The organism is Sorangium sp. So ce406 (assembly GCF_051474675.1).
In the GTDB taxonomy this organism is placed as follows: Bacteria; Myxococcota_A; Polyangia; order Polyangiales; family Polyangiaceae; genus Sorangium; species Sorangium cellulosum_G.
In genome coordinates this window covers 3,791,730-3,817,172 of the sequence record NZ_CP150340.1, presented here as the reverse complement: position 1 = coordinate 3,817,172, position 25,443 = coordinate 3,791,730, and the positions used below count along the sequence as shown (strand labels likewise).

Sequence of the window (25,443 nt, the reverse complement as noted above, 5' to 3'; positions counted from 1 at the left end):
GCGCGGTACGGGAAGCAAGAGAGAGATGATGAAGCGAACCGTCATGGCCACAGCCTTCGGCGTCACGCTGGCGATCGCGGCGGCGCCGCGGAGCGCGGCGGCGCAGTGCTCCTCCGCGGGCCCCCTCCAGGAGCTCATCGATGGCCTCGGCTTCCGGTGGGATGTCGGGACCGATGGGGTGATCAACGACGGGAGCGCCGACGCCTTCGACACCGGCATGCGGCTGCGGGTCGACGGTGTCAGCTTCCCTGCCTCGGTCCGGGCAGCGGAGATGGACGAGCGGCAGCTCGTCCACGGGCCGACGCTCCTCGGCAGCCTCGAGATCACCCGGAAGGTGTATGTGCCCCGCGACGCAGGGTGGGCGCGCTTCCTGGAGATCCTCCACAACCCCACCGACGGCGCGATCAACGCGGTCGTGCGGATCGAGACGAACGTCGGGGCCGACGACGGCACCACCGTCACGCAAACGCACAGCGGAGACCTGGAGTTCACGCCGGCCGACCGATGGCTCGCCACGGACGACGTCGACATGGCGGGAGATCCAAGCCTGCATTTCAACTTCCATGGGCCCTCCGCGGTGATCGCGCCGGAGAGCGTCGGGATGTTCGCCTTCGACTGCGCGGGCATCCAGGGTCCCTTCGCCGAGTTCGTCCTGCCGCTCGCGCCCGGGGGGACGCGGGTGCTCATGCACTTCGTCGGGCAGCGCGCGAGCCGGGCCGACGCGCACGCGAGCGCGGCCTCCCTTGATGCCCTCCCCGAGGGGACGCTGCTCGGGATGACGGCGGCAGAGCGCGCCGGCGTCGTCAACTGGGACCTGGACCAGGACAGCGACGGCGATGGGGCGGACGACGTCGAGGACAACTGCCCGTCCGCGCCGAACCCCGATCAGACCGATACGGACGAGGACGGCGCGGGCGACGCCTGCGATCCCGACGACGACGGCGACGGCGCGACCGACGACCGGGACAACTGCCCGCTCGTGCCCAACGCCGATCAAGCGGACCTGGAGGGCGACGGCGCGGGCGACGCGTGCGATCCCGACGACGACGGCGACGGCGTGCCCGACGCCGGCGACAACTGCCCGTCGGCGCCCAACGCGGGGCAGGAGAACAACCCCGCGGAGTCGCCGCCGGACGGCAGCGGGGACGCGTGCGACAGCGACGACGACAACGACGCGCTCGCGGATGAGGTCGACAACTGTCCCCTCGTCCCCAATCCCGATCAGGCCGACGAGGACGGGGACGGCCGGGGCGACGCGTGCGATCTGAACGCCAGGGACATGGATGACGACGGCGTGGAGGACGGCGTCGACAACTGCCGCGCCGCCCCGAACCCCGACCAGGCCGACCTCGACGGCGACGGCGACGGCGACGTCTGCGACGACGACGACGACGGCGACGGGGCCCCGGACGGCACGGACAGCTGCCCGGTGACGCCGAACCCGAGCCAGAACGACGCCGACGGTGACGGAGCGGGTGACCGCTGCGATGACGATGACGACGGCGACGGCGTGCCCGACGGCGACGACAACTGCCCGCTCCTGGCGAACAGCGCGCAGGAGGACGCGAACGGCGACGGCGTGGGCGACGCGTGCGCCTGCGACGCGCCACGGAAGCCCGACGGCGCGCCGTGCGACGACGGCGATCCCTGCACGCTGACCGACGCCTGCGAGGGCGGCGTCTGCAAGGGCGGCGATCCGCTGCAGTGCGCGCCCTCCGGCGATGTCTGCACCGCCGCGCGGTGCCACCCGAGGTACGGCGAGTGCGCCCTGTTCCCGAACGAGGGCGCCCGCTGCCCCGGCGGCACCTGCGTGGCCGGCGGCTGCGTGCCCGACGGCGCAGGCCCTGGAGGCGGCGGCACGGGCGGCGGCGGCGCGGGCGGCGACGGCGGCGCGGGCGGCGACGGGGGCACCGGCGCAGGCGGCGGCGGGGGCGCGGGCGGCGATGACAGCGGCGCGGGCGGCAGCGGGGGTGCCGGCGGCGGGGGTGGTGGCGCTTCGCCGCCCGGGGACGGCACGCCGCGGGCCCACGGCAACGGGTGCGGGCTCGCGGCGCGCGCGGAGGGGGCAGCGGCGCCCTCCACCCTGTGGCTGCTCGCTGCGGCCGCGGCGATCTTCGCCGGCCGCCGCCGGTGGCGAGGGGGAGACGCGCCCGCAGCCGGCAGGTAGCCCCCGGTCAGGGCTCCTTCGACCCCGACGCCGACCACGGCCCGCACGTCGGCAGGCCCGCGGTCTTCTGGGCGCACGCTGCCGTCGTCGGCGCCGTCAGCACGGCCGCGATCCTGTCCGCCATCCGCCCGCACACCGCCGACGGCAGCGTTATCCGCCCGTCTTCCTCGACCTGGAAGCCGGCGTCGCTCCCGGCGTCGAGCGCGACCAGGCACCGCCTGTCGTCGACGTCGCCGTCGTCGCAGATGCCGTCGCCCGCCGCCGTCTGCAGCGCCACGTTCAGCGTGGCCCCGCGCTCGCCCGCGATGGAGCACGTCTCCGCGTCGACCTCCGCCGGCGCGCCGCCCTCGAAGCACCTGGTCACATCGAAGCAGTCCCCGCTCCCGTCGCCGGCGCCGCCGCCATAGACATCCCTGGGCGAGTACGCGGGCAGCGTGCTCGAGTCGATCTGGCTCGACACGCACGCCCCCGCGACGCACGTCTGCCCCTCCTCGCAGAAGGTGCTCACGACGTCGCCGGTCTCCTCGCTGCGCCCCGAATCGTCGCAGAGGAAGTCGAGCGGCAGGGTCAGCAGCGCGACGCGATCCTTCGGGATCCTCGTCACCGCCTCGCGCAGGATGCGCACCGGGCCGAGCGCGTCGCCGACGCGGGCGCTGACCTTGATCCGGATCGATTCACCCCCGCCGTTCGCGGAGTAGAAGCCGATCGTCGCCGGCAACCGCGCGGCAGGATCGGCCTCACCGAGCCGCTCGTAGGCCTGCTCGAACTTGCGGTCGCCGCCCTCGAACACCTGCACCTGGAGGACGTCGAAGTCCTTCGGCAGCGCGAGATCCGTCGAGATGGCGACGACGATCTCGTCCTGCGCGGAGCAGGCCCCGCACGCGAGCACCACGATCGCTGCGGGCCACACGAGCCAGCACCGGCGCCCGCGCGTCATCGGCCACCCCCGAAGGGGATCGTGAACGAGGCGCCGCCGCGCGCGGACAGGGCGACCGAGCCGGGCGACGTGTTGCCGTTGACCGGCGGGTCCCCGCCCAGGACCCCGAAGCCGAGGAGGAGCGCACCCGCGACCACGGCCACGCCGCCGCCGATCCAGATCCAGGTCTCGATGTTGCTCCCCTTGGGCTGCGGAAGGAGCGAGACCTCCACGCGACGCGTCTGGTTGTCGAGGATCATGACCTCGGACTGGTGCGACACCATGCCGGACGCCGTGACGCGGAGCGCATGCCCGCCGCTCGGCACCGGGCCCTCCCAGGTTCCGCGGCCGACCACGCGGCCATCGAGGGAGATGACGGCATCGGGCGGCGCCGCGACGATGAGCCGGCCCTGGTGGACCTCTTTCTCCAGCGTGGCCTTGACCGTGATCACGCCGCCGCCCGCCACCTGCTCGGTGACCTCGACGTCCTTGAAGCCCTTCTTGGTCACCCGGATCCTGCGGGTGCCGATGTCGAGCAGCACGGGCTCGCCCAGCGGGGTCTGGCCGACCTCCTCGCCGTCGACGAGGACGGTCGCGCCGGCCTCGCTCGCCTGGAGATCGAGGCGGCTCACATAGGCCTTCGTCGCCTCGATGAGCTCCGCGGCGTCCTTGCGGTCCTGCTCGGTGAGCTGAGGGCCAGCGTCGCGGAGGAGCTGCTCGATCGTCGCGAGCAGGCGCGTGTAGCGCTTCAGGTTCTTCTGGCAGAGCGCGATGTTCCAGAGCAGCCGCGGGTCGCGGGAGAGCTCATAGGCGCGCTCGAACTTGATGATCGCGTTGCGGTGGTCGCCGTCGTTGAAGAGGATCCGCGCGGCCTCGTACTCGGCCTTGGCCTCGCCCGAGAGCGTCTCGGACAGCGGCCGCTGGGACGCAGGCGCGCTCGCGCCTGGCGCGGGCTGGGCCGCGGCTGGCGCGGGCTGGGCCGCGGCTGGCGCGGCGCCGGCGCGCGGAGGCTGGGCCGCGGCTGGCGCGGGCTGGGCCACGGGAGGTGCGGGCTGGGCCGCGGCTGGCGCGGGGCCGATCAGCGCGGCGCCGCCGAGCGCGAGCGCGGCGGAGATGTGGAAACGCCCGCGGCTCCACCGCGGCCGTCGTTGATTTTCAGGCAAGCTCACTTGGGTGCTCTCTCGTTGAGCCGATCGAAGACGCTGGGATTCGCGTTCCCTTGCGATGCGGCGGTCGTGGTCGACGGCGCCGCCGAGGACGGAGCTGTCGCGACCGGTCGGGCCGAACCCGACCCCGCAGGGCCCGTCCGCCGGGGCGCCGTGGGGGCCGGCGTCGCGGTCGCCGGAGGCGCCGCCGATGCGGTCGCCGACGAAGACGGCGTCGGCGCGGTCGCCGTCTCCGCCGGCGCCGCCACGGTCGCGGCGGTCACGACCGGAGCGACCGGCGGAGGCGCCGAGGCGGGCGCAGACGGCTCGACAGCGGTGATCGCCGCCGTGGCCGACGGGTCAGCCGCAGGGGCGGCCGGGTCGCCGCGGAACGTGACGAAGCGCAGGACCCCGCCGAGCACCACCGCCGCGACGCCGGCCCCGACGAGCGCGAGCACCAGGCCGCTCCGCTTGCGACCGGCAGCCCCCGAGCCCCCGGCCGCCCAGCCAGGCGCCGTGGCCGCCGGACCCGCCGTGTGGCCGGCCGTCGCGGCCGCCGCCATGCCGGCCGTGGAGCCTGCGGGCGGCGCAACGCTGCCGCTCCCCCGCGCCGTCGCCGCGGGGACGCTGCTCGCCCGCTCCTGCGCCGTCGGCCAGGGAGGGACGCTCATCCGCTCGCGCGCGGCGCTCGCCCGGTCGCGCCAGGCGACCGCGGGCACGAGCCCCAGCGTCCGCTCGATGCGCTCCAGCGAGGCCAGCGCGAGCGGAGGACCGAAATCGACGATGGCGCCCGCGAGCTCGGCGACGGACCTGAAGCGCTTCGCGACGTCCTTCTCGAGGCAGCGCAAGATCGCCGCCTCCAGGCCCGGCGGCAGGTCGCGCCGGAAGAGGCTCGGAGACGGCGGCGCCTCGGTGTTGATCATCAGGATGAGCTCGGACAGCGAGGTCGCGTCGAACGGCACGCGCGCCGTGAGCAGCTGGTAAAGGATGGCGCCGAGCGACCAGATGTCCGCGCGCGTGTCGACCGTGCGCGCCGAGCGCATCTGCTCCGGCGCCATGTAGAGCGGCGACCCGAGCACCATCGCCGTCTTCGTCAGCCCGAGCTCCGGCTCGGCCCCGGCCGCCGACGGATCCGCCAGCGCCTTCGAGATGCCGAAGTCGAGCACCTTCACCATGCCGCTGCCGTCGGCCCCGCGCGTGAGGAACAGGTTCGCCGGCTTGAGATCGCGGTGGATGATGCCGGCCGCGTGCGCCTCGGCGATGGCCTCGCAGGCCTCGAGCACGTAGCCCACGGCCTCCTCCAGCTCGAGCGGGCCGCGCTGCCGCAGGGTCTCCTGCAGATCGCTCCCCTCGAGGTACTCCATCACCATGAACGGCGCGCCGGTCTCGAGCGTGCCGACGTCGAGCACGCGCGCGACGTGCTCGCTCTTCAGGCGCACCGCCGCGCGCGCCTCGCGCACGAAGCGCTCCACCATCTCCGCGTTGGCGCCGGGATGGAGCATCTTGATGGCGACCCGCTGGTGGAGCTGCTCGTGCAAGGCGGCGACGACGACGCCCATGCCCCCCTGCCCGAGGATGCGCTCGACCCGGTATTTCCCCGACAGAATTTGGCCTTCGGCTACCGGTGCGCTCACGGACGCTCCTGCGTTGGGGCTGCCTTCAGGCGCCACCATCGCCACGTTATCCAGGGGGCCACCTTATTCCATCCGGCGCTTGCGTCCAAGACCCGCCAGCCGGGCTCCGGAAACCCGACGTGGCCAGACGTCGCGGCGGAAGCGGTGGTGGACGGGAGCCGAAGCAGCGGACGGGCGGCTCATCCGTGGCGCTCCCCATCGCCGTCGGGGGCGACTACCCTACGCGCCATGCCCCGCATCGCCAACGTCGAGCGCAAGACGCGCGAGACCGACATCCGCATCGAGATCGATCTCGACGGCCAGGGCCGCTCGTCGATCAAGACACCGCTCCCCTTCCTCACGCACATGCTCGATCAGATCGCCCGCCACGGCCTGTTCGACCTCACCATCCACGCCGAGGGCGACGTGGAGATCGACGGCCACCACACGACCGAGGACTGCGGCATCACCCTGGGCACGGCCGTGCAGCAGGCGCTCGGCGACAAGGCGGGCATCGCGCGCTACGGCGAGGCGACGCTCCCCATGGACGAGGCGATGGCGCAGTGCGCGCTGGACCTCTCCGGGAGGCCTTACTTCGTCTGGCGCGTGCCGCTGCCCAAGGCGAAGCTCGGCACGTGGGACGTCGAGCTCGCCCCCGTGTTCTTCGAGGGCTTCGCGCGCGGCGTGGGCGCCAACCTCCACGTCCGCCTCATCGAGGGGGACAACCTGCACCACATCGTCGAGATCTGCTTCAAATCCTTCGCCAAGGCGCTGATGAAGGCGACCCGGATCGAGCCGCGCGTCGCCGGGATCCCGTCCACCAAGGGGAGCCTCTGACCATGCAAGCGATCGCCCTCGTCGACTTCGGGATGGGCAACCTGCGCTCCGTCGAGCGTGCGCTCCTCCAGGCCGCCGGAGAGGCCGGCGCGCCGTGCGCCGTGACGCGCACGGGCGATCCGGAGCTCATCGCGCGAGCGGACAAGGTGGTGGTGCCGGGCCAGGGCGCCTTCCGCGACTGCGCGGCCGCGCTGGCGACGGGCCTCGGCGACGCGCTGCGCGAGCAGATCCGCAAGGGCACGCCGTACCTCGGCATCTGCCTCGGCATGCAGGCGCTCCTCGACGCGAGCGAGGAAGCCGAAGGCGCGCGAGGGCTCGGCGTCTTCCCGGGCGTCGTCAAGCGCCTCACCCCGGCGCTCGACGGCGCCGAGGCAGGAGCGCCAGCGGGCGTGCCCTGGGCCGGGATCAAGATCCCCCACATGGGGTGGAACCGCATCGCGATCACGCGCGAGGTCGAGGGCCCGCTCCGCGCGTTCGCGGGCGAGAACCCGTTCGTCTACTTCGTCCACAGCTACCACGCCGTCCCTGACGATCCGACGCTGATCGCGGCGACGACGCAGCACGGCCCGCACCGGATCACCGCGGCGCTCGAGCGGGACAACGTGACCGCGACGCAGTTCCACCCCGAGAAGAGCCAGGAGACCGGCCTGCGCCTGCTCGTCCGGTTCCTCGGCGGGTGAGCCGCGCCGCGGCCGCGGAGCGGACGCCGGGTTCGGGGCAGAGCCCCGAGTAACCCAGCGTGAGCGCCTAGTGCGAGCGCTGCAAGCGGTGGTGCGCGAGCTTGAGGTGCGCGACGCGCGGCAGCTCGGGCGCGCGCGTGGCGAGGCCGCGCCGTGACGTGAGGCGCCCCCTGCGCGCCGGGAGCCCGCGCTCCGTCGGCCGCGGCGCGAGGGGGAGGTCGACGATGAACGCCGCGCCGCGGCCGAGCTCGCTCTCCACGCGGATCGCGCCGCCGTGCGCGCGCACCGCGGCGTGCGCGATGTAGAGGCCGAGGCCCAGGCCGCCGAAGCGCTCCACCGGGACCGCGCGCTCGAAAGGCGCGAAGATGCGCTCCTGGTCCTCGCGTGCGATCCCCATGCCGTGGTCGCGCACGATGAGCCGCGCCCACAGCCGCGTCGCGCGCACCTCGACCGAGATCGGCTTGTCCTCGCCGAACAGGATGGCGTTCTTGATCAGGTGGAAGGCCATGCGCTCGATCTGGGATCGATCCCACCGGCCGATCACCGCGCCCTCGACGGCGACCGCGATGGCGCCGCGCGCGGCCGGCCGGTGCGCGACAGCGGCCGCGACCGCCTCGCGGACGAGCGCCGCGAGGTCGACCCGCTCGCGGGCCGGGGCGCGCTGGGGCGGCTCGGCGCGCCGCGCCTCGAACATGTCGTCGCACAGCCTGGCGAGCCGGCCGAGCTGACGGTCGAAGACGGCCAGCATCGCCGCCGCCCACGCCGGGGTCTTCTCGGGCTCGCGCTCGGTCATCCGCTTCGTGAGCTGGAGCTGGAGGAGCAGCGAGGTGAGCGGCGTCCTGATCTCGTGCGCGGCGAGCACGAGGAAATCCTCCCGGAGCCGGGCGGCGTCGTCCCGGAACGAGAGGGCGGGGACGCGATCGTCGAGGTTGTCGCAGAGCGCGGTCATGGCAGAGCCTGAGGGCGGGGTTGAGGTGTGCCCCGCAATGAGCAGGATGTGTGCCGTCCAGGTGTCTTTGCCGACTGGCACTTCCGGCATGGAGAGCGCCGTTTCGGCCGAGCGGGCGCGCGTCGCGGCGTCGCATCCTGCCATCGCCCCGCCCGCCAACTGCGCAAATCCCCGCTGTCGGCGGGCTCCTGTGCAGCGGCGCCTCAGGGGGCGCCGGAGCGCCGTTGGGCCGCGGCGCACGCGGGTCCGGGCGCGCCCTTGCTTGCGGGTCAGGGCCCGCGGACAAGCTTTGTGGTCATGCAACACCAGAGTGGAGAGCAACACCAGAGTGGAGAGCCAGGAGCCAGGGCTCAGGCCCGCGGGTCGATGGGTGAGCTGCGCGCGCTGCTCAGGGAGTTCGACACGGCCATGCTCGTCACGACGACCCCGGAGGGGCTGCTGCGAGGGCGGCCGATGGAGATGCAGGAGCCGGCCGAGCTGATGGATTGCGATCTCTGGTTCGTGACGCAGGAGGAGACGCCGAAGACCGGCGAGATCGCCCGCGAGCACCAGGTCGCGGTCTGCTGCTACAGACCGCGGGATCGGGCCTACATCTCGATCTCGGCGCGCGCGACGATCGACAGGAATGAGGAGAAGATCCGGAGCCTGTGGAAGCCGTCATGGAAGGCGTGGTTGCCGGACGGGCCCGACCACCCTCACGCCGCCCTCCTGAAGCTGAGCGTCGAGCGCGCCGAGTACTGGGAGCCCGAGGGCGGGCGGCTCCGGATCCTGTACGAGAAGGCCAAGGCGCTCGTTCAGGGAAAGTCGGCGGACGAGAAGCTCAATCCGCCGAAGCACATCTGAGCGCCGCGCCCACCTGGCGCGCCGGCGCGCGGGGCGGTGGCCCTCCAGCGGCGGCGCAGCCCGAGGGTCAGTAGACGTTGTCCGCCTGATCCGGGATGACCGCGCCCGCCTCGTCGAGGCATGGGCCGGCGGCGCCGTCCGCTTCCACACAGGCGGTGGTCGAGCAGGCGTAACCGGAGGCGAGCTGGCCCTTCGGCTGGATGAACATCGGATCGATCAACCTGTACGTCAGCTCGCCGTTTTCGGTCGCCACCTGCCGGATGCCGATGCCCTGGTCCGCCTCGGCGTGAGAGGCCGCCCGATCTAGCGCGACCGAGTCGCGCCGAAGATGCGCTCGATCGCGTCGGTGAGCGAGTTGTCGTCGTTGCTGCCGACGACCAGCTCGGCCACCTGCTTGAGCGATTGCGGGCTGTGCCCCATCGCGACGGGATAACCGCACGCCTTCAGCATGGGAATGTCGTTCTCGCCGTCGCCGGCCGCAACGATCTCCCGCGCGGACAGCCCTCGGGAGGCGGCGATGAACGCGAGCGCGCGCCCCTTGTCGATCTTGCTGCGCGTGATCTCGATATAGTTCGGCTTCGAGCGCGCGACGGCGACGTCGTCGTCGAGCGCCTCGAGCTCCTCCGCGAGCCATGCCCCGCCGGTTGCTTCGTCCGTTATCATCAGGATCTTGTCGGTGACGGGGCGGCTCGCAAAGCCGACATCGACCGTGGGCGCGAAGCCGATGATGTGCTCTTCGGCGCGGACGCGAACGTCGACGGCTTGAACGATCCAGTCGAAGCCCGCGTAGAGGTTCAAGCTGACGCGTTCGTCGCGCCCGTAGCGCGCCAGGAGGCGCTCGACGGTGGCCTCCGGCAGCGGCGAGCGGTCGAGGATCTCTCGGTTGGAGCCGAAGACGATGGCCCCGTTCAGCGCCGACCATGGGCCTTCCAGCCCCAGGCCACGGGCGATCTCCTCCACCGAGCGAGCGGGGCGCGAGCTGTTCAGCGTCAGCAGGATCCCCTGCCGGATCAACGCCGCGCACAGCGAGCGCATCTCCGCGGAGACCGAATGGTCGGATCGCAGCAGGGTCCCGTCCAGATCGAAGGCGACGCCGCGAAGTGTTCCCGAGATCATGCGCGCTCCCCTGTCCTACCGCCCGCGTCTAGCACGACCGAGCCCGGGCGCGCGAAAGTCCGAGCGACCACCGGGGCGCGCGCCGCACCGCGACCGCGAGCTCGGCGGCGACGCGCTCCCCCCGTCGCCGCGAGACGCGCGCAGGTCGGCCAGATGGGCTGAAGAGGCAGCTCGGCAGAGCCGGCGGGGTGAGCGTCAGATCTTCTTCTTCGGCTCGAACTCGGTGACCGTGTGGAGCGTCTGGGCGACCCTCTCCCCCCTCGCCGGCGGCGTGAGCCCTTCGCCGTGCACCTCGGCGACGATGGCCGTGATGTTGTCCTCGCCGCCGCGACCGTTCGCGAGCGCGACGAGCCGCTCGCACGTGGCCTCGATCGAGGGACCTTGCTCGACCGCTGCGAGCATGTCCGCAGCCGATAGCTTGTTGGAGAGCCCGTCCGAGCAGAGCAGGAGGCGATCGTCACGCCGCAGATCGAGCCGGGCGACGCTGGCCTTGACCTCGGGGTCCAGGCCCATCGCCTGTAGCAGCATGCTCCTCATCGGGTGGCGCTCGGCCTCCTCGGGCTGGATCATGCCCGCGTCGATGAGCGCTTGCACGAAGCTCTGATCGTGCGTGATCTGGAGGATCTGCCCGTTGCGGATCAGGTAGGCGCGCGAGTCGCCCACCTCGGCGACGTGCGCCTCCGTCCCGTGCACGCAGATCGCGGTGAGCGTCGCTCCCATCCCTTTATAGCCCGGCTGCTGCGAGGCCTGCCACACCTCGCGGTTTGCTCGCTCCACGGCGAGGATGGTCGCCTCATCCCAGTTGCCGCGCGCGGAGGCCATCGCGCGCCGCAGCGCCTCGACGACAAGGGCGCTCGCGACCTCGCCGGCGGCCGCGCCGCCCATGCCGTCGGAGACGGCGAGCAAGACAGGATAGGACGCCTCGAAGGCGACCGCCTGGGCAGGCGGCGCGGTCTTGGCGACCGACGCGAGGTGCGCGATGAGGAGCGTGTCCTCGTTGTTCTTACGAACACGGCCAACGTCGGTGATACCACAGGCCCTCACCGTGATGTCCTCAGCTCGCTGTGTCGTCGATGTCATGTATTCTCTCCTGTTTCCTTGCTTTCACCCATGAACCGGCGGTCCCCCGGCCAGCAAACACGTAAGCGTCCATACCTGAACACTGCTGAGAGCCTGCCCGTGGGTCCTTGAAAGGAACTCGCGCGCCGCTCCGAGGGAGCGCCTGAGGGCGGCGAGCTCGTGGGTCGAGGCCTCCTGGGCTTCCTGATGTGCATAGGGAGGATGCGTAGAAATTGTCGCTTGATTCACACACACGGGCTGAAACGTTCGATCCGCCGTGGGTACGCTGCACATCGCCGCCATCGGTACGTCGTCTGGTGCGGCGGCGGGCCACGTCAAGGAGGGGCTCGCGACGTGACTGGCGGCAGCGACCTGCCCCGCATCAATGGGCCTTCGCGACATGACCGGCGGCGGCGACTGGCGGTGGCGGCTGGGGTCGGAGCGATGGATCCGGCGACCCGTGAGGCGGGTTCGATGGCGGGCGCCCGGCAGGGGCCTGACCCGGGTCAGGGCGCAGGGGCGTCTGGTCGTCTTACGTCGTCGAGGGTCGGCGACCCCCGTCAGGTCGAGCTCGTGCTGGGGTGACGACGATCACGTGTTGTCTTGGTCGACTCAAGGGATCGCTGCGGACGAGAACGGCATCGGGAAGATCTGCCCCTCTCTCCATGCCTCGGCGTGATCCGCAAAGTGGCACGTGCGCGGATCCCCGCTCATGCCGGTGCTCATCACCCCCAGCGAGCCGTCGATGGGCGAGAGGTTCCAGACGAGGCGCGTCGCGCTGAGCGCGTCCTGATCGAGGGCGCCGCGTACCCCGCCTGCGTCCTCGAAATCACCAGGCGGAAGATCCAGGTTGCCGACCTTCGCGAACCACCCGCCGATGTTCACCGTCTCCACATCGCCCGTCGCGGGGAAGGTGCCGATGTTGAAGCGCTCGTCCTCGCCCGCGAGCGGGTGGTTGTAGGTCAGCGTGTGAATCCCGCCCCAGGTCCACGCGCTCACGTCCGGTCCCAGCGCGTCGCGGAGCATCGCGTCCGCCTGGCCGAGCGCTGTGCGGACGGCCTCGTCGCGCAGGGCCCCCGGGTCGACGCCCGCGGTGATGCCGAAGTACGGCGCGCGCGGGTTCTCGAGCACGTCGATCAAGCCGCTGAGCTGGTTGGTGAGGAACACGCTGGGCGCGAAGAGCGCATACTCCTCGGGCCCGATCACGTCCCTCACCGTGTTGCGCAGCAGGATCAACGTGAGCATCTCGTAGACGGCCGCGCCCTGGCTGCTCGCCGCAGCGTTCCCGTCCCACTGCTCGAGAGCGGCCACCGCTGCGGCCGCGCTCGGATCGTCCGCTGGCAGGCCGACGCGCCCGAGCGCCGCCAGGTAGGTGTCGCGCAGCGGCAACCCGATCGTGGTCTGCGTGTCGAGCTGGATCGACGCCATGTCCCGCGGCGTGAGCGGCGCCGTCGCCGTCGTGAGCCGCGTCATGATCCGCTGCGCGCGCCACGGCATGTCCCAGTAGTTGGCGAGGTGGACCGGGCGCCCCTTCGGCGCATAGTTCCGCGGGACAATCCGGTGATTCGCCGTCACCAGGACATGCGAAGGCGGGTCGTAGACCGAGGGCAGCTCGGCGTTGGTCGCGTACCCGGTCCACTCGTGCCCGCCCGTCCCCGGCACCGGGTAGAGCGCGTTCAGCGGGCTCTGGCGCTGCGGCGCGAGCCCCGAGTTCTGGTAGCCGATGTGACCGTGGGGACCCGTGTAGTCCGCGAAGATGAAGTTCCACCCGATGCTCTGCTTCAGCGCCGCCGTCCTGAACTGCGTCCAGTTCGTCGCCTCCGGCATCTCGAAGTAGCCATCCACCTTCCACTCCGGCTGACCCGAAGTGGACTTCAGCGCGAGGGTGCCGAACGTCTCCAGCCCATCGAGGCCGTCGTTGAGGACGGGCCCGTGGGGCGTCGCGCGGAACGTCCGCTGCACGTCAGGCTGCCCCTTCACGCGGATCGTCTCCACGCGCGTGGTGACCGGCCTCCACTGACCGTTGATGAGCACCTCCTCGCCCCCTCCGTTCGCTCCGCGGAGCGTCTCCACGTACAGATCGACGCTGTCGAAGAGCGAGTAGGTCGGCACCCAGGCGATGCGGTCGGTGTGGCCGCTGATGAACCCGGGGAACCCGGGCACCATCCAGCCCGCCACGTTGTACATCCCGTTCACCTTGAGCTGCGCCACGTAGACGGCCGAGGGGGTCGAGTGAGGGAAGTGCGGATCGGTCGCCAGGAGCGGCTTGCCGGTCGAGGTGAGGTGCCCGTCGACCGCCCACGCGTTGCTGGCACGCCCGCTCGCAGGCGCCATGCGCCGGAGCTGCTCCGCGAGCTCGCGCGGGCCCTCCAGGCAAGACGGCGGTGGCGGGTTGACGATGGTGGCCGACGGCGCGCTCGGACCGGAGGGCACGAGGAACTGCGACACCGGGTTCAGCTTGCCCTGCGCGTCGAACATCGACACGTTGTCCGGGGCCTCCTTGATCAGCGTCGTCGAGACCTCCGTCCCTGCGATGGTCGCCACCGACGCGCGCTCGAGCTTGGTGAACCACGTCAGCGTGTCGAACGTGACGCCCACGTAGATGTAGGCGAGGACGCTGTCCTCAGGCGTCCACGGGTCCGGCTGATAACCCAGGGCCTGGAACTCGAGAGGCAAGCCGCTGCTCGAGGCCTTCGCTTTGGAGATGTACTGGTTCACGCCCGCGGCGCAGCCCTGCAGGGCGCGCTTGGTGCGCGTGGCCGCCGCTGCGTAGCGCGCCGCGGCGAACGCGGGCAGGTTCTGTGCTCGCGCGAGGAGGTCCTGATTGAGGACGGTGTCTGCCTCTCCGGGACCGTAGATCTCCGCGAGGCGCCCCTGAGCGCTGCGGCGCAGCACGTCCATCTGAAAGAGCCGGTCCTGCGCCATCGCGTAGCATAGGCCGGCGTAACCGGTCTTCTCGTCCGACGCGGTCACGTGGGACATCCCCTGGTTGTCCACACGGATGTACGCCACGCCCAGCTCATCGATCGCAACGGCGGTTTGCTCTTCCAGCATCTCGCCATCCTGGGCCACGCTGCACGCAGCAGCAGACAACAGGAATGCCACGCCGGTCATTCGCTTGATCATACCGCTCTCCTTCTGCTGGCCTTCTCGCGAGGGCCGCAATTTACAGTTCACCTGCGCCACGCTCGCCCTGCGCCGCCGAGCGCTCTCCAACGCGCATGCGCGGAGGGCGTCCAACAGTGCAATATCCTGCCCCGCACGCACACGACCCCGGTCGAAGCGGCTCATGAGAGGCAATGGACAAGACGAACGGGCGAGCCTCCTACGTCGCCTTCACACACCCGAGATAAGCGGATAGGAACTAACCAATACGATGATAAAGTCAAGCTCCTCTTGATATCCAGTCCTGTTCTGCCCTGATCCTGCTTCTCAGCGTTCTCGGCGTTCTCGGCGTTCTCGACGCGCCATTGATACAGCCGGGCTGTATGCCGCCGATCATGGACACCACGTTAAGGGAACTAAGGTCCAGGTTGCGTATGTACTACTCGCAAAACCTGCAATCTAGCACTCGTCTGGCAGGCGCGCCATGCCGGAACTGAGCTCTTCCGGACAGACGCCCGCGTCGATCGAGGCGCTTGCACACGGCACGTCCCGTGCCCGAACACACGGCACGTCCCGTGCCTGACACGCGCAGCAAGGTGGTTCCCGCCGCGGCCGGGTCGTCCGCGGCATCACCCGAAGCAAGGAAGCGTCGCCGAGCCGCGAGGTCAAGCCATCAGACGGCGTTTGCTCGTGGCGCCCTCTGGCACGCCCCGCTGGCACGCCTGGCACGACGCTGAGAAGCTGCGCTCGCCCATCAGGGCTCCCGAGGTAATGGCGAGGACATCATGAGGCTCCAGAAGGAGTCTCATCGAGGACATCGCCGCGACACGCAGCTCCGGCGGGAGCGCAGCGGAGCGACCGAGAGGGCCTGACCCGTCATCTGCTCAGTGCCAGCGCTGCAGAGCAAGGAAGTCCCGCGCCAGGAGCGCGGGCTGGATGAAGACGTACCTTGACGAGGGCTCTATCGATGCTCGCGCGCGGCACGCTCATCCACGGGCCGCGCCGCGTCGTCGAGCGCCGCGCAGATCTCGGTGAAGCTGTCGAACGGCGTGCGCGGCACCCCGTCGCGGGCGCAGAGCGCGTCGAGAGCGCTGTCCCGCACCGCGAAGACGCGGTCGCAGCACCGCGCGGCGGGATAGTCGAGGCGACCATCGCCGATGTAGACGGTGGCGCTCTCGCCGGTCGCCGCCTTCAGCCGCTCGATCACGCGGACCTTGAAGTCGTCCCCGGGACCGAGCGGCACCGCCTCGGGCAGCGTGACCCGCCAGCGCCCGTCGAAGACGGCATCGAAGCAGGAGAACGCCGTGCCGGGCGGCAGAAACTCGCGGATGTAGAACGGCAGCCCGTGGCTGACGACGTGGAAGACCCACCCCCGGCGGGCGCAGAGCGCCAGCAAGTCCTCGAAGCCGGGGCGCAGCGCGGCGTGGGGGCGCAGCTCCTCCAGCAGCTCCGCTGCCGAGCGTTCGACATCGGCGTAGCCGCGCTGGAGGAGCCCCAGCGGCGTGAGCTGGCCGTCAGCGACAGGCGTGAGCAGCGCCTGCCGCCAGTCATAGCGGAGGTGAGCGTCCCAGATCCGGTTGGTCAGGTCCGCGCAGGTGATCGTTCCGTCGAAGTCACTGAGGATGAGCACGACGCTGATTCAGACCGCGACAGGGAACGGATTGCGCTCGGCGAACCCGGTCTGATGAAAGTAGGGATACGCCAGCCTCGTCTTGCTCGCGGCGTCGAGCTTCGCGACCTGCTCGGCCGTCAGGCTCCACCCGACCGCGCCAAGGTTCTGTCGAAGCTGCTCCTCGTTCCGGGCGCCGATGATGACGTTCGCGACGCTCGGCCGCTGCAAGAGCCAGTTGATCGCGACCTGCGGGACCGTCTTGCCCGTCTCCTTCCCCACCTCGTCGAGCGCGTCGACCACGCGATAGAGATACTCGTCATCCACCTGCGGCCCGCCCTCGACAGCCAGCTTGTTCCGGAGCCGGCTGACCTCCGGCAGAGACTGACCGCGCCGGATCTTCCCGGTCAGCCGCCCCCAGCCCAGCGGGCTCCAGACCACCGCGCCGACCTTCTGATCGAGCGCCAGCGGCATCAGCTCCCACTCGTAGTCGCGCCCGATCAACGAATAGTACGCCTGATGGGCCACGTAGCGAGAAAGACCGTACTTCTCCGAGACCGCCAGCGACTTCATCAGGTGCCAGCCGGAGAAATTCGAGCAGCCGAGATAGCGAATCTTCCCCGCTCGCACGAGATCATTCAGCGTGCCGAGCGTCTCCTCGACCGGCGTGAGCGCGTCGAAGCCGTGGAGCTGGAAGAGATCGATGTAATCCGTCTGGAGCCGGCGCAAGCACCCCTCGACCGACCTCACCAGATGATGTCGCGAGGAGCCGACGTCGTTCGGGCCCGCGCCCAGCCGGAAGGTCGCCTTCGTGGAGATGATGACCTGATCCCGCCGGCCCTTGATCGCCTGGCCGAGGATCTCCTCCGCCAGCCCATCGGAGTAGATGTCGGCCGAGTCGAACATGTTCATCCCGGCCTCGAGCGAGATGTCCACGAGCCGGGTCGCCTCGGCCACGTCGCTCGCGCCCCACCCCTTGAAGAACTCGTTGCCTCCGCCGAACGTCCCCGTCCCGAGGCTCAGCACGGGAACCTTGAAACCTGAACCGCCAAGCAACCTGAACTCCATGGATCTCCTCCGCTCAGACTGGGGGTAACCTCGGGACGCAGGGGAGAGGAATGCCGGACTTCAGACTCTTGCTCCCTTGCCGCGGTCGAGCACGGTAGGAACTCCAATGCGATTCGGAAGTCAAGCACCTCATGGTGGCACACTCGGTTTTCGGCGGTGCCGGAACGCAGGAGGCGCTTCAGGTGTCGTTCGTGTCGGTGAATGTGGGAGTTCGGCGATGGTGTGATCGCTGCGATCGCGCGCCGCGTCGGGCCGCGCAGCAGGTCCTCATGGCGTCCTTCCGGGCGGCGCTCCTCGGAAGGACGCGTGTTCGCCTCATCGGACCCCCAGCTCGCGCGTCCATGCGTCGTGCGAGGCGCGCGCGTCGCCCTGGATGGGCACCGGCGGCCCCAGAAACCGGGGCGCTCGGCCGATCCAGGTATCCAGCAACGTGAGCGCCGTGGCGAGGAGCTCGCGCCGGGCGTCGAGGTCGGCGTTCGCGTAAACGCGCCGGTCAGCGGCGTAGCCCACCGCGGGGAAGCCCGCAGCGCGCGCCAGGTACAGGGCGCGCGGCAGGTGAAACTCCTGGGTGCACACCACGGCGTCGCGCACGCCGAAGACGCGCGCGGCGCGCTGCATGGTGTCCAGCGTGCGCAGGCCCGCATGATCCATGAACACATCCCCGGAAGGCACGCCCCGCCTCACGAGCCAGGCGCGCATGGCGTTGGGCTCGTCGTAGCCGACGCGGCCGTGGTCTCCCGAGACAAGGATGCGCCGCACCTTGCCGGCGCGGTACAGATCGAGCGCCGCGGCGAGGCGATCCTCGAGGGCGGGCGATGGCGTCCCGTTTGGCCACACGAGCGCGCCCGGGACGATGGCCACCTCGCCGCGCGGAACCGCGTCGAGCGCGCGGTAAATGCTCGCCGACCGACCGACCCAGAGGCGCGCGCCACAGAGGGCCGCACCGACGACGAGCAGCGACATCAGGGTCACGATCGCAAGGTAGGCGAGACGCCGAGGGCGCGGCGGGCGGAGGCGACGTCGGGTGAGGCGAGGCTGCGGGGGCACGTTCCCGTCAACGCGCCGTCCAGCACACGTATTCTTGCGCCGGGAGGGCGCGCGCATCACAGGCCGATATCGCTTCGGAAGACGCGCAGGGCCTCCGCGCTCGCCGAGCAGCGGAGACGCTCCTCACGGGGCATCTGCCCCAGCGTCTCCGTGTGCCCGGCGGGGACGAACATCGGCTCCCAGTCCGTGCCGCATTCACCCCGCCGCTCGCAGGCGATCTCCCCAGGGACGGTGCCCGTGTAGACGCGGAGCGTCCGGCCGTCACAATAACACACCTTCTGTACGACGCGCGCGGCGCGCGAGAGCCCCGGGGGGATGAGAGAACAGATCCTGTCTTGAAGCCGCTCCCAGAACGGCTTCACGAGCGGGCCGGGAAAGCCGTTCAGGTGCTCGATGAAGAGCCCGCCGTGCTCCACGAACAGCGGCACGAGCGCCACGCGGTAAGCAGCGATGGCCTTCTCCCGTACAACCGTGTCGAGGTCCGAGGAGAGGACCTCGGGCACATCGAGGAGCAGCAGACGCAACGGCGTCGGGCCGCCCTGCCAGGCGTGGACCATGTCCTCGAGCTTCCTCTCGTTCGAGGAGACGAAATAGACCATCGCCGTCGCCCTCATCCGTCCAGCGCGTCGAGCAGATCCACGACGCTCTTCGTCTTGTCGTTCGGGTCGAGCTCGATCACGTCGATGTGCCAGTCCTCGAGCAGCGCCGGCTGGACGAGCCCGGCGCCGAAGGTCGCCCAGTAGCCACGGCGGTTCGGCGCTCGCTTCGCGCCAGGAGAGCTGCCCTCGATGCGCATCTGCTCCATGCGGTACCAGATGTACCGGATGTCCACGTCGCTGAAGCTGTAGCCGAGGAAGAGGAAGCTGTTGCTGAGCAGATCCGCCCGCAGGCGCTGGTCGGGCGCCGCCTCGAGCCGGAGGCGGCTGAAGTACTGGGACTCGGTCAGCACCACCGTCTCGGGCCAGTCGAGATCGCCATGAAACTTGATGACCTGGCACACGCCCTGGGCGGGGCACCGCGCGAAATCGTCGAATTTGGAGAGGGGGACGACCGGCTTGCCCGCGTCGCGCAGCGCCTCCTCGATGTGGTGCTCGAAGTTCGTCGTGTAGATGGTCGTGAAATCGCGGCGCGCCAGCGCCTTGTGCTGGGGCGAGCTCCTGCGGCGCTCGTCGACCTCGCGCGCGTGAAAGCGCGCGCGCATCTCGGCGATGAAGCTGTCGAGGCCGCCCTCACACTCCCGCGCGAAGAAGCCGGCGAGCTGCGGGGCGAGGCCATGCAGCTCGAAGAGCGCGGGCTCGAAGCCGAGCGCCTCGCCCATCCACCCCATCAGCTCCTTCCACATCGGCAGCCGGAGCGGGGCAGAGAAGCCTGCGCCAAGAAAAGGAATGAGGCGGCCGTCCCGGTACGCCTGCCGGAGCGGGCGCGCCGCTTGCTCGAGCGTCAGCACAGCCATCGTCGGCGAGCGATGGTATCCGCCCGTCGACGTCGCGCAACCGACGCCTGCCCGGCCGCGTGCCGCCCGACACGGCCGGGCGCGCGGCCGCGACGGCGATCGGCCGCCGCGATGCGCCCCGACAGCAGCGGAAGAGCCCGGCCGCGCGAGCGAAGAGCCCGCTCGATACGCCAGCGCCGGCGCGCGGGACGGACCCACGGCGGCAGCGCGGACGGCCCGCGATGCGGCCGGACTGCCGAGCGCCGCGCGCCGCCGCGCTCGATCCCGCTACGCGCGGGAGAGATCGGCCCTGCCGAGGGTGGCCAGGCTGGCGATCACCTCGATGAGCGTGGCGGGATCGACAGGCTTGGCGATGTGTACCTGGTAGCCCTCCGACAGCGTCTGCTCGCGCGCGCCCTGGCCGGCATGGGCGGTCAGCGCGACCGCGGGCGTCTTGCCGCCACGCTCGGCGGGCAGCGCGCGGACACGGCGGATCAACGCGTGACCGTCCTCGCCGGGCAGGCCGATGTCGCTCACGATGACGTCGGGCCGCCACGGCTCGACCAGCTCGAAGCCCTCCCGCGCGACCCCGGCCACGCGGACCTCGGCGCCCGCCCCTGCGAGGAGGCGCGTCATCAGCTCCCGCATGTCGGGCTCGTCGTCGATCACCACGACGCGCATGCCGGCCAGGGCCCGCGTGGAGGCCCCCTCGCCGCCCCCCCTCGCGCCGGCGGTGCCCGGCGCAGCGGGCTGCTCGATCGCCGGCATGAGCGGGAGCTCGACCGTGAACGTCGCGCCCTGCCCCGGCCCATCGCTCTCGCCGCGAACCGTGCCGCCGTGCAGCTCCACGAGGTGCCGCACGATGGAGAGCCCGAGCCCGAGCCCGCCGCGCTCGCGCTGGATCGAGCTGTCCGCCTGGCGAAACCGCTCGAACACGTGAGGCAGAAACGCCGCGCTGATCCCCTCCCCGGTGTCGCTGACGCGGATCTGCGCCACGCCGCCGACCTCCTCGAGCGACGCGGTGACGCGCCCGCCGGAGGGCGTGAATTTGATGGCGTTGCTCAGCAGATTCCAGACGACCTGCTGCAAGCGACCGCCGTCGCCCCAGACCCTCCCGACCGTCGGACTCGATGACATCGAGACGCTGACGCCCTTGGCCTCGGCGGCCAGCTTCAGCGTGTCGAGCGCCGCGCGGAGGACGGAGGCGAGGCAGACCGGACGCGCCTTCAAGGTCATCTTGCCGGTGACGATCGCGGAGACGTCGAGCAGATCCTCGATGATCTGCAGCTCGGCCCAGCCATTGCGCTCGATGGACTCGCAGCCGCGCCGCAGCGTGGCCGCGTCCACGACGCCGTTGCGCAGGAGCTGCGCCCAGCCGACGATCGAGGTGAGCGGCGTGCGCAGCTCATGGCTGAGCGTCGCGAGGAACTCGTCCTTCAGGCGATCGGCGGCCTCGGCCTTCTCGCGCGCGGCCTGCTCGCGGGCGAGGAGCGCCTCCCGCTCCTCCTCCGCGCGCTTGCGCTCGGTGATGTCGGTCGATATCCCGCAAACGGCGTACGGGCGGCCGGCGGCGTCGTACAGCGGGCACTTGACCGAGATGTACGTGTGCAGGCCGTCATCCTGCATCACGTGCTCCTCGGCCTGTTGCGGCGTCCGGGCCTCCAGCACCCGCCGATCGAGGGAGCGGAACGCGTCGGCTTGCGCGCGGGGGAACACATCGTGATCGGTCCGGCCCAGGACCGACGCCTCGGTCACGTGAAAGAGCTTCTCGTAATGGCGGTTGATCAGCAGATACCGCCCCTCCGCGTCCTTCACGTAGACGATGGCCGTCGAGTTGTCGATGACCGCCCGGAGGAGCTCCTGGCTCTCGCGCAAGGCCACGAGGGCCCGCTTGCGCTCGGCGACCTGCTCCTGGAGCGTGGCATTCGCGGCGGCGAGCTCGTTCGTGCGCTCCTCGACCCGCTGCTCCAGGGCGTCATGGGCGAGCCGCAGCGCGGCCTCGAACTGCTCGCGCATGGCGATCTCGCGCTGGAGTTGCGCGTTCTGCGCCTCGATCTTCCTGCGCATCGCGTGCATGGTGAGGTGCGTCTTGACGCGCGCGACGACCTCGTCGAGCTGGAACGGCTTGGTGACATAGTCGACGCCGCCGGCCTCGAAGCCGGCGATCTTGTCGGCGGTCTCCGCCAGGGCGGTCATGAAGATCACGGGGGTCTCTCGGGTGCTCGCGCGCGCCTTCAGGCGCCGGCACGTCTCCAGGCCGTCCATCCCGGGCATCAGCATGACGTCGAGCAGGATCAGATCCGGCCGCAGGAGCTCGGCCCGCTCCAGGGCCTCCTCACCGTCCTGCGCGATCGCGATCTCGAACCCCTGATCTTCCAGGTGAGCGACGGCGACCGCGAGGTTGGCGGGCACGTCGTCGACGATCAGGATGGTGTCCGATCGCCCTGCATCGGGCTCAACTGCTCCGTCGTGACCCGCTTGCCTCACGCCCGCTCGCTGCTCCTGGCCACGTCGAAATCGAGCCCGGCCACGACTCTACCAGTACCCCTCGGCGCTGCGCCACGCCGTTCGCGACCTGCGCCCGTCCCCACGCGGCGCGCTCAGAAGAACCGCTGGAGGCTCCCGGAGCAAGGCCGGAGCCGCGGAGTCCGCCCGGTGGCGGCCGGTTCTCGCGATCGCCCGCGACTGGCCACGTTCGATCGCGCGCGGCGCCGCTCCGGTGAGGCCGTGTCGAGCGACGCTCGCGGCCGGAGCCTGCCACGAGGAGCGTGGGAGTCGCGACGCTCGTCTCGAGACCGCATCTGCCGGTCGACACGCGCCGAGGGGACGTGTGGGTGAGGGTGCTGGACTCGTACGCAGAGGACGACCCGCTCGAGTGCGATGACCGCACCGTCATCCCCCCGGACGCGAACCCCATGATCTGGGGCGTGCTGGCGCAGCGAGGGGGGCGACCTTGCTCACCTCCGCCTCCCAGGAGCGCTCCCCGACAGGCGAATACGCCGGCGCCGGGCTGCGGTGCGCGAGAGCGCGGTGCTCGGACGGTCGAGGCGCGCGCCGGCAGGGACAGGCGCGGCACGCTGACCTCCGCCGGTCCTGGATCCTTGACGCGACCGCCGGCGCGCGCGACCCTCCCGCCGTGTCGGCCACGCTCGCGGACGGAACGGTCTTTGCGCACCGCTATCGCGTCGTGCGCCTCCTCGCCCTCGGCGCGATGGGGTCCGTCTACGAGGCGGTGCACCTCGAGACGAACCGCCGCCGGGCGCTCAAGGTGATGCACGCGTACCTCTTCCAGAGCGAGGAGATGCGCAGCCGCTTCAAGCGCGAGGCGCAGATCACGGCCGACATCGAGAGCGAGTACATCGTCGACGTGTTCGACGCCGGCATCGACGAGGCGACCGGGATGCCGTTCCTCGTCATGGAGCTGCTGCGCGGCGAGGAGCTCGGCAAGCGCCTGAAGCGCCTCGGCAGGCTGCCGCCCGGCGAGATCGCGACGATCCTCCAGCAGACGGCGTCCGCCCTCGACCGGACCCACGCCGCATCCATCATCCACCGGGACCTGAAGCCCGAGAACCTGTTCGTGACCCAGCGGGACGACGGGACGCCCCGCATGAAGATCCTCGATTTCGGCGTGGCGAAGCTGCTCGCCGAGGGCGGGACCGCGGCCGGCGTGACGCGGAGCCTCGGGACGCCCATCTACATGGCGCCCGAGCAGTTCCGCGTCGACACGAAGCTCACCAGCGCCGTGGACATCTACGCGCTCGGGATGATCGCGTACACGCTCCTCGTCGGGACGCCGTACTGGAGCCCGGAGGCGCTCAGCGCGGGCGACGTGATCGCGTTCGCGCTCGTGGTCGTCCACGGGCCGCAGGAGTCCCCGGTGAAGCGGGCGATGGCGAATCGCGTGGTGCTGCCGCCGAGCTTCGACGCGTGGTTCGCCCGGGCCACGGCCGTCGATCCTGCGGCGCGGTTCCGCACCGCGAGCGAGGCGGCGCAGGCGCTCTCCGACGTGCTCGGCGTCGCCACGGCGAGCAGCGGGCCGGCGCCCCGCGCGAGCGCGCCGCCCTGGTCGCTGGGCAGCTCCCCCACGCCGGTGCTCGCGACGCCGATGCCGACGACGCCCGGGACGACGGCGCTCGCGATGGGGATGCACGGGACGACGGCGCCCGCGATGATGACGCCCGCGAGCGCGGCGCAGGCGACGACGGCGCCCGCGATGACCACGGCGCCCGCGATGACCGGCGTCGCGCCGATGGGCCCTCCGGATCACCCGTCTCGCTCGGCGGGCGTGCCCCTCGCGGCGACCATGATGGAGACCTCGGTGACCTCCGTCACGGGGGGGGCGCTCGTGCCGGTGAGGCCGAGCCGGACGCCGATCGTCGCCGCAGCGGCCGTCCTGGGCCTCGGGGTGCTCGGCATGGGGAGCTGGCTCGTGCTCCGCGCCGGGAGCGAGCCCGAGGCGGCCGTGGCGGCGTCGCCGGAAGACGCGGCGCCCGACGCCGGCGCGGCCAGCGCCACGATCACGCCGGCGCCGACCGCGCCGCGGCCGGCGGAGCCCTCGACGGCGGCCCCCGACGCGGCGCCGGCGCCCGTGGCGGAGCCCGACCGGCCCGCGCCCAGCGCGAGCGCCAGCGCGGCGCCGCCCGCGCGCGCGACCGCGACCGCGCCGCCGAGGGCCACGCCGAAGCCGCCTCCGGGCGAGCGACGGCCCCCGCCGCCTCGCCCCAAAGTTCCCTTGCTCGGGCGGGATTGAGGTTCGATGTACGCCGCGACGTCGGCTCGACGCTCGAGCACGCCGGTTGACCCTTCGCCCTGTGGATGCGCCAGAACATGACACGTTGCCTGCGCCGGATCGCTCCTCTCGCCCTCGTCCTCTGCCCCCTCGCCGCCGCGACGCCCGCCGCGGCGCAGGAGAGCGCGGCGGAGGCCCTCTTCGACCGAGGCCTCGCCGACATGGAGGCTGGCAAGTACGAGACCGGCTGCGCGTCCATCGCCGAGAGCCATCGGCTCGAGCCGAAGCCGGGGGCGCTCTTCACGCTGGCGATCTGCGAGTCGAGGTGGGGCCGCGTCGCGAGCGCGTTCACGCGCTTCGGGGACTACCTGGCGCAGTACGAGCAGATGACGCCGGATCAGAAGAGCCGGCAAGGCGAGCGCGCGAAGGTGGCCCGGAAGGAACGCGAGCGGCTGGGCCCGCTCGTGCCGGAGCTCTCGCTGTCCCTCCCGCCGGGAGCGCCCGCTGGGACGGTGGTGAAGCGCGACGGCCGCGTCGTGGACAGCGCCCTGCTCAGCAAGGGCGTGCCGGTGGAGCCGGGCGAGCACGTCGTGTCGACGCAGGCGCCGGGAGGGCCCGTGTGGGAGACGCGGATCCAGCTCGCCGAGGGCGAGAAGAAGCGCGTGGAGCTGCAGGTGAACGGCGCCCCGACGGCGGCGCCGTCCGGCGGCATCTCGGGGCGGCGAGCGGCCGCCTTCGTGGCGGGCGGCGTGGGCGTGGCGGGGCTCGTGCTCGGCGGGGTGACGGGCGCGCTCACGCTCGGCAAGAAGAGCGTCGTCGAGGAGCACTGCGGCAGCGCGATCGGCGTGAGCGACGAGACGGCGTGCGACCAGACGGGGATCGACGCGTCGGAGAGCGCGAGCACCACGGGGCTCGTCAGCACGATCGGCTTCGGCGTGGGGCTGGCCGGGCTCGGGGCGGCGGCGGTGCTCTTCCTGACCGAGCCGAAGCAGGACGAGGAGGCCGCCGGCGCGGCGTCAAGGCGGATCCGCGCCGGGGTGCTCGCGGCAGGGCCGGACGGCGTGGTGATCGGCGCGCGCGGGGCGTGGTGACGCCGCGGCGCGGCGGCCGGGCGACGGGACGGCGCGG

Annotated in this window: 20 protein-coding genes; 6 read left to right on the top strand and 14 right to left on the bottom strand. The window is 71.5% G+C overall.

The window, feature by feature from the left end; translation table 11 throughout:
- Positions 1–43: 43 nt before the first annotated feature.
- Entirely contained in the window at positions 44–2,167 is a 2,124-nt protein-coding gene (locus WME96_RS14200) for a thrombospondin type 3 repeat-containing protein (protein ID WP_437290657.1), read from the top strand.
- 7 nt (positions 2,168–2,174) lie between these two features.
- Here WME96_RS14200 and WME96_RS14195 read toward each other — a convergent pair whose 3' ends face one another.
- Genes WME96_RS14195 through WME96_RS14185 form a run of 3 tightly spaced genes read right to left on the bottom strand, consistent with a single transcriptional unit; the run spans position 2,175 to position 5,862 of the window.
- Positions 2,175–3,104: a hypothetical protein gene (locus tag WME96_RS14195; protein WP_437290656.1), complete on the bottom strand. Its 930-nt coding sequence runs from the start codon at positions 3,102–3,104 to the stop codon at positions 2,175–2,177.
- Complete coding sequence (locus WME96_RS14190; RefSeq protein ID WP_437290655.1) at positions 3,101–4,252, bottom strand: PEGA domain-containing protein; 1,152 nt, start codon at positions 4,250–4,252, stop codon at positions 3,101–3,103. Before WME96_RS14190 ends, WME96_RS14195 begins: the two co-directional genes overlap by 4 nt.
- Positions 4,249–5,862 carry a serine/threonine-protein kinase gene (locus tag WME96_RS14185; protein ID WP_437290654.1) on the bottom strand — a complete coding sequence of 538 codons (1,614 nt, stop codon included), beginning with the start codon at positions 5,860–5,862 and terminating at the stop codon, positions 4,249–4,251. Before WME96_RS14185 ends, WME96_RS14190 begins: the two co-directional genes overlap by 4 nt.
- A gap of 228 nt (positions 5,863–6,090) precedes the next feature.
- Here WME96_RS14185 and hisB point away from each other — a divergent pair, with 228 nt between their 5' ends.
- The gene (gene hisB / locus WME96_RS14180) at positions 6,091–6,678 is read left to right on the top strand and encodes an imidazoleglycerol-phosphate dehydratase HisB (protein WP_061607680.1); all 588 of its coding nucleotides are present in this window, start codon (positions 6,091–6,093) and stop codon (positions 6,676–6,678) included.
- A gap of 2 nt (positions 6,679–6,680) precedes the next feature.
- Complete coding sequence (hisH, locus tag WME96_RS14175; RefSeq protein WP_437290653.1) at positions 6,681–7,358, top strand: imidazole glycerol phosphate synthase subunit HisH; 678 nt, start codon at positions 6,681–6,683, stop codon at positions 7,356–7,358.
- Between the two features lie 67 nt (positions 7,359–7,425).
- Here the strand turns inward: hisH and WME96_RS14170 are convergent, their stop codons facing one another.
- Positions 7,426–8,307: a sensor histidine kinase gene (locus WME96_RS14170; RefSeq protein ID WP_437290652.1), complete on the bottom strand. Its 882-nt coding sequence runs from the start codon at positions 8,305–8,307 to the stop codon at positions 7,426–7,428.
- A 366-nt stretch (positions 8,308–8,673) separates the two neighbouring features.
- On the opposite strand from WME96_RS14170, the gene WME96_RS14165 reads away from it, so the two are divergent.
- Positions 8,674–9,150: a pyridoxamine 5'-phosphate oxidase family protein gene (locus WME96_RS14165; RefSeq protein ID WP_437290651.1), complete on the top strand. Its 477-nt coding sequence runs from the start codon at positions 8,674–8,676 to the stop codon at positions 9,148–9,150.
- Positions 9,151–9,217: 67 nt separating this feature from the next.
- On the opposite strand, the gene WME96_RS14160 is transcribed toward WME96_RS14165, so the two are convergent.
- The 10 genes from WME96_RS14160 to WME96_RS14115 form a co-directional block, all read right to left on the bottom strand.
- Entirely contained in the window at positions 9,218–9,403 is a 186-nt protein-coding gene (locus WME96_RS14160) for a hypothetical protein (protein ID WP_437290650.1), read from the bottom strand.
- A gap of 50 nt (positions 9,404–9,453) precedes the next feature.
- Positions 9,454–10,266 carry a Cof-type HAD-IIB family hydrolase gene (locus WME96_RS14155; protein ID WP_437290649.1) on the bottom strand — a complete coding sequence of 271 codons (813 nt, stop codon included), beginning with the start codon at positions 10,264–10,266 and terminating at the stop codon, positions 9,454–9,456.
- A 195-nt stretch (positions 10,267–10,461) separates the two neighbouring features.
- Positions 10,462–11,346 (bottom strand): PP2C family protein-serine/threonine phosphatase, encoded by an 885-nt coding sequence (locus WME96_RS14150; RefSeq protein WP_437290648.1) that lies wholly within the window; start codon positions 11,344–11,346, stop codon positions 10,462–10,464.
- Between the two features lie 591 nt (positions 11,347–11,937).
- Complete coding sequence (locus WME96_RS14145) at positions 11,938–14,379, bottom strand: penicillin acylase family protein (protein ID WP_437290647.1); 2,442 nt, start codon at positions 14,377–14,379, stop codon at positions 11,938–11,940.
- 1,012 nt (positions 14,380–15,391) lie between these two features.
- On the bottom strand, positions 15,392–16,060 hold the full coding sequence (locus tag WME96_RS14140; RefSeq protein ID WP_437290646.1) for an HAD-IB family phosphatase: 669 nt from the start codon (positions 16,058–16,060) through the stop codon (positions 15,392–15,394).
- 9 nt (positions 16,061–16,069) lie between these two features.
- The gene (locus tag WME96_RS14135; protein ID WP_437290645.1) at positions 16,070–17,107 is read right to left on the bottom strand and encodes an aldo/keto reductase; all 1,038 of its coding nucleotides are present in this window, start codon (positions 17,105–17,107) and stop codon (positions 16,070–16,072) included.
- A 315-nt stretch (positions 17,108–17,422) separates the two neighbouring features.
- Complete coding sequence (locus WME96_RS14130; protein WP_437292318.1) at positions 17,423–18,070, bottom strand: SanA/YdcF family protein; 648 nt, start codon at positions 18,068–18,070, stop codon at positions 17,423–17,425.
- 140 nt (positions 18,071–18,210) lie between these two features.
- Complete coding sequence (locus WME96_RS14125) at positions 18,211–18,768, bottom strand: non-canonical purine NTP pyrophosphatase (protein WP_437290644.1); 558 nt, start codon at positions 18,766–18,768, stop codon at positions 18,211–18,213.
- Positions 18,765–19,607: an SIR2 family NAD-dependent protein deacylase gene (locus tag WME96_RS14120; RefSeq protein WP_437290643.1), complete on the bottom strand. Its 843-nt coding sequence runs from the start codon at positions 19,605–19,607 to the stop codon at positions 18,765–18,767. Before WME96_RS14120 ends, WME96_RS14125 begins: the two co-directional genes overlap by 4 nt.
- A 267-nt stretch (positions 19,608–19,874) precedes the next feature.
- Positions 19,875–22,073 (bottom strand): response regulator, encoded by a 2,199-nt coding sequence (locus WME96_RS14115; protein ID WP_437290642.1) that lies wholly within the window; start codon positions 22,071–22,073, stop codon positions 19,875–19,877.
- 649 nt (positions 22,074–22,722) lie between these two features.
- On the opposite strand from WME96_RS14115, the gene WME96_RS14110 reads away from it, so the two are divergent.
- A complete protein-coding gene (locus tag WME96_RS14110; protein ID WP_437290641.1) occupies positions 22,723–24,336 on the top strand; it encodes a serine/threonine-protein kinase in 1,614 nt (537 codons plus the stop codon).
- Positions 24,337–24,413: 77 nt separating this feature from the next.
- Positions 24,414–25,406 carry a hypothetical protein gene (locus tag WME96_RS14105; protein ID WP_437290640.1) on the top strand — a complete coding sequence of 331 codons (993 nt, stop codon included), beginning with the start codon at positions 24,414–24,416 and terminating at the stop codon, positions 25,404–25,406.
- The last annotated feature ends 37 nt before the right edge of the window (positions 25,407–25,443 follow it).

Coding starts and splice junctions, on each gene's coding strand:
- WME96_RS14200 (WP_437290657.1), top strand. CDS start 44: ATGGCCACAGCCTTCGGCGTCACGCTGGCGATCGCGGCGGCGCCGCGG.
- WME96_RS14195 (WP_437290656.1), bottom strand. CDS start 3,104: ATGACGCGCGGGCGCCGGTGCTGGCTCGTGTGGCCCGCAGCGATCGTG.
- hisB (WP_061607680.1), top strand. CDS start 6,091: ATGCCCCGCATCGCCAACGTCGAGCGCAAGACGCGCGAGACCGACATC.
- hisH (WP_437290653.1), top strand. CDS start 6,681: ATGCAAGCGATCGCCCTCGTCGACTTCGGGATGGGCAACCTGCGCTCC.
- WME96_RS14170 (WP_437290652.1), bottom strand. CDS start 8,307: ATGACCGCGCTCTGCGACAACCTCGACGATCGCGTCCCCGCCCTCTCG.
- WME96_RS14165 (WP_437290651.1), top strand. CDS start 8,674: ATGGGTGAGCTGCGCGCGCTGCTCAGGGAGTTCGACACGGCCATGCTC.
- WME96_RS14155 (WP_437290649.1), bottom strand. CDS start 10,266: ATGATCTCGGGAACACTTCGCGGCGTCGCCTTCGATCTGGACGGGACC.
- WME96_RS14150 (WP_437290648.1), bottom strand. CDS start 11,346: ATGACATCGACGACACAGCGAGCTGAGGACATCACGGTGAGGGCCTGT.
- WME96_RS14145 (WP_437290647.1), bottom strand. CDS start 14,379: ATGCTGGAAGAGCAAACCGCCGTTGCGATCGATGAGCTGGGCGTGGCG.
- WME96_RS14135 (WP_437290645.1), bottom strand. CDS start 17,107: ATGGAGTTCAGGTTGCTTGGCGGTTCAGGTTTCAAGGTTCCCGTGCTG.
- WME96_RS14130 (WP_437292318.1), bottom strand. CDS start 18,070: ATGTCGCTGCTCGTCGTCGGTGCGGCCCTCTGTGGCGCGCGCCTCTGG.
- WME96_RS14125 (WP_437290644.1), bottom strand. CDS start 18,768: ATGAGGGCGACGGCGATGGTCTATTTCGTCTCCTCGAACGAGAGGAAG.
- WME96_RS14120 (WP_437290643.1), bottom strand. CDS start 19,607: ATGGCTGTGCTGACGCTCGAGCAAGCGGCGCGCCCGCTCCGGCAGGCG.
- WME96_RS14105 (WP_437290640.1), top strand. CDS start 24,414: ATGACACGTTGCCTGCGCCGGATCGCTCCTCTCGCCCTCGTCCTCTGC.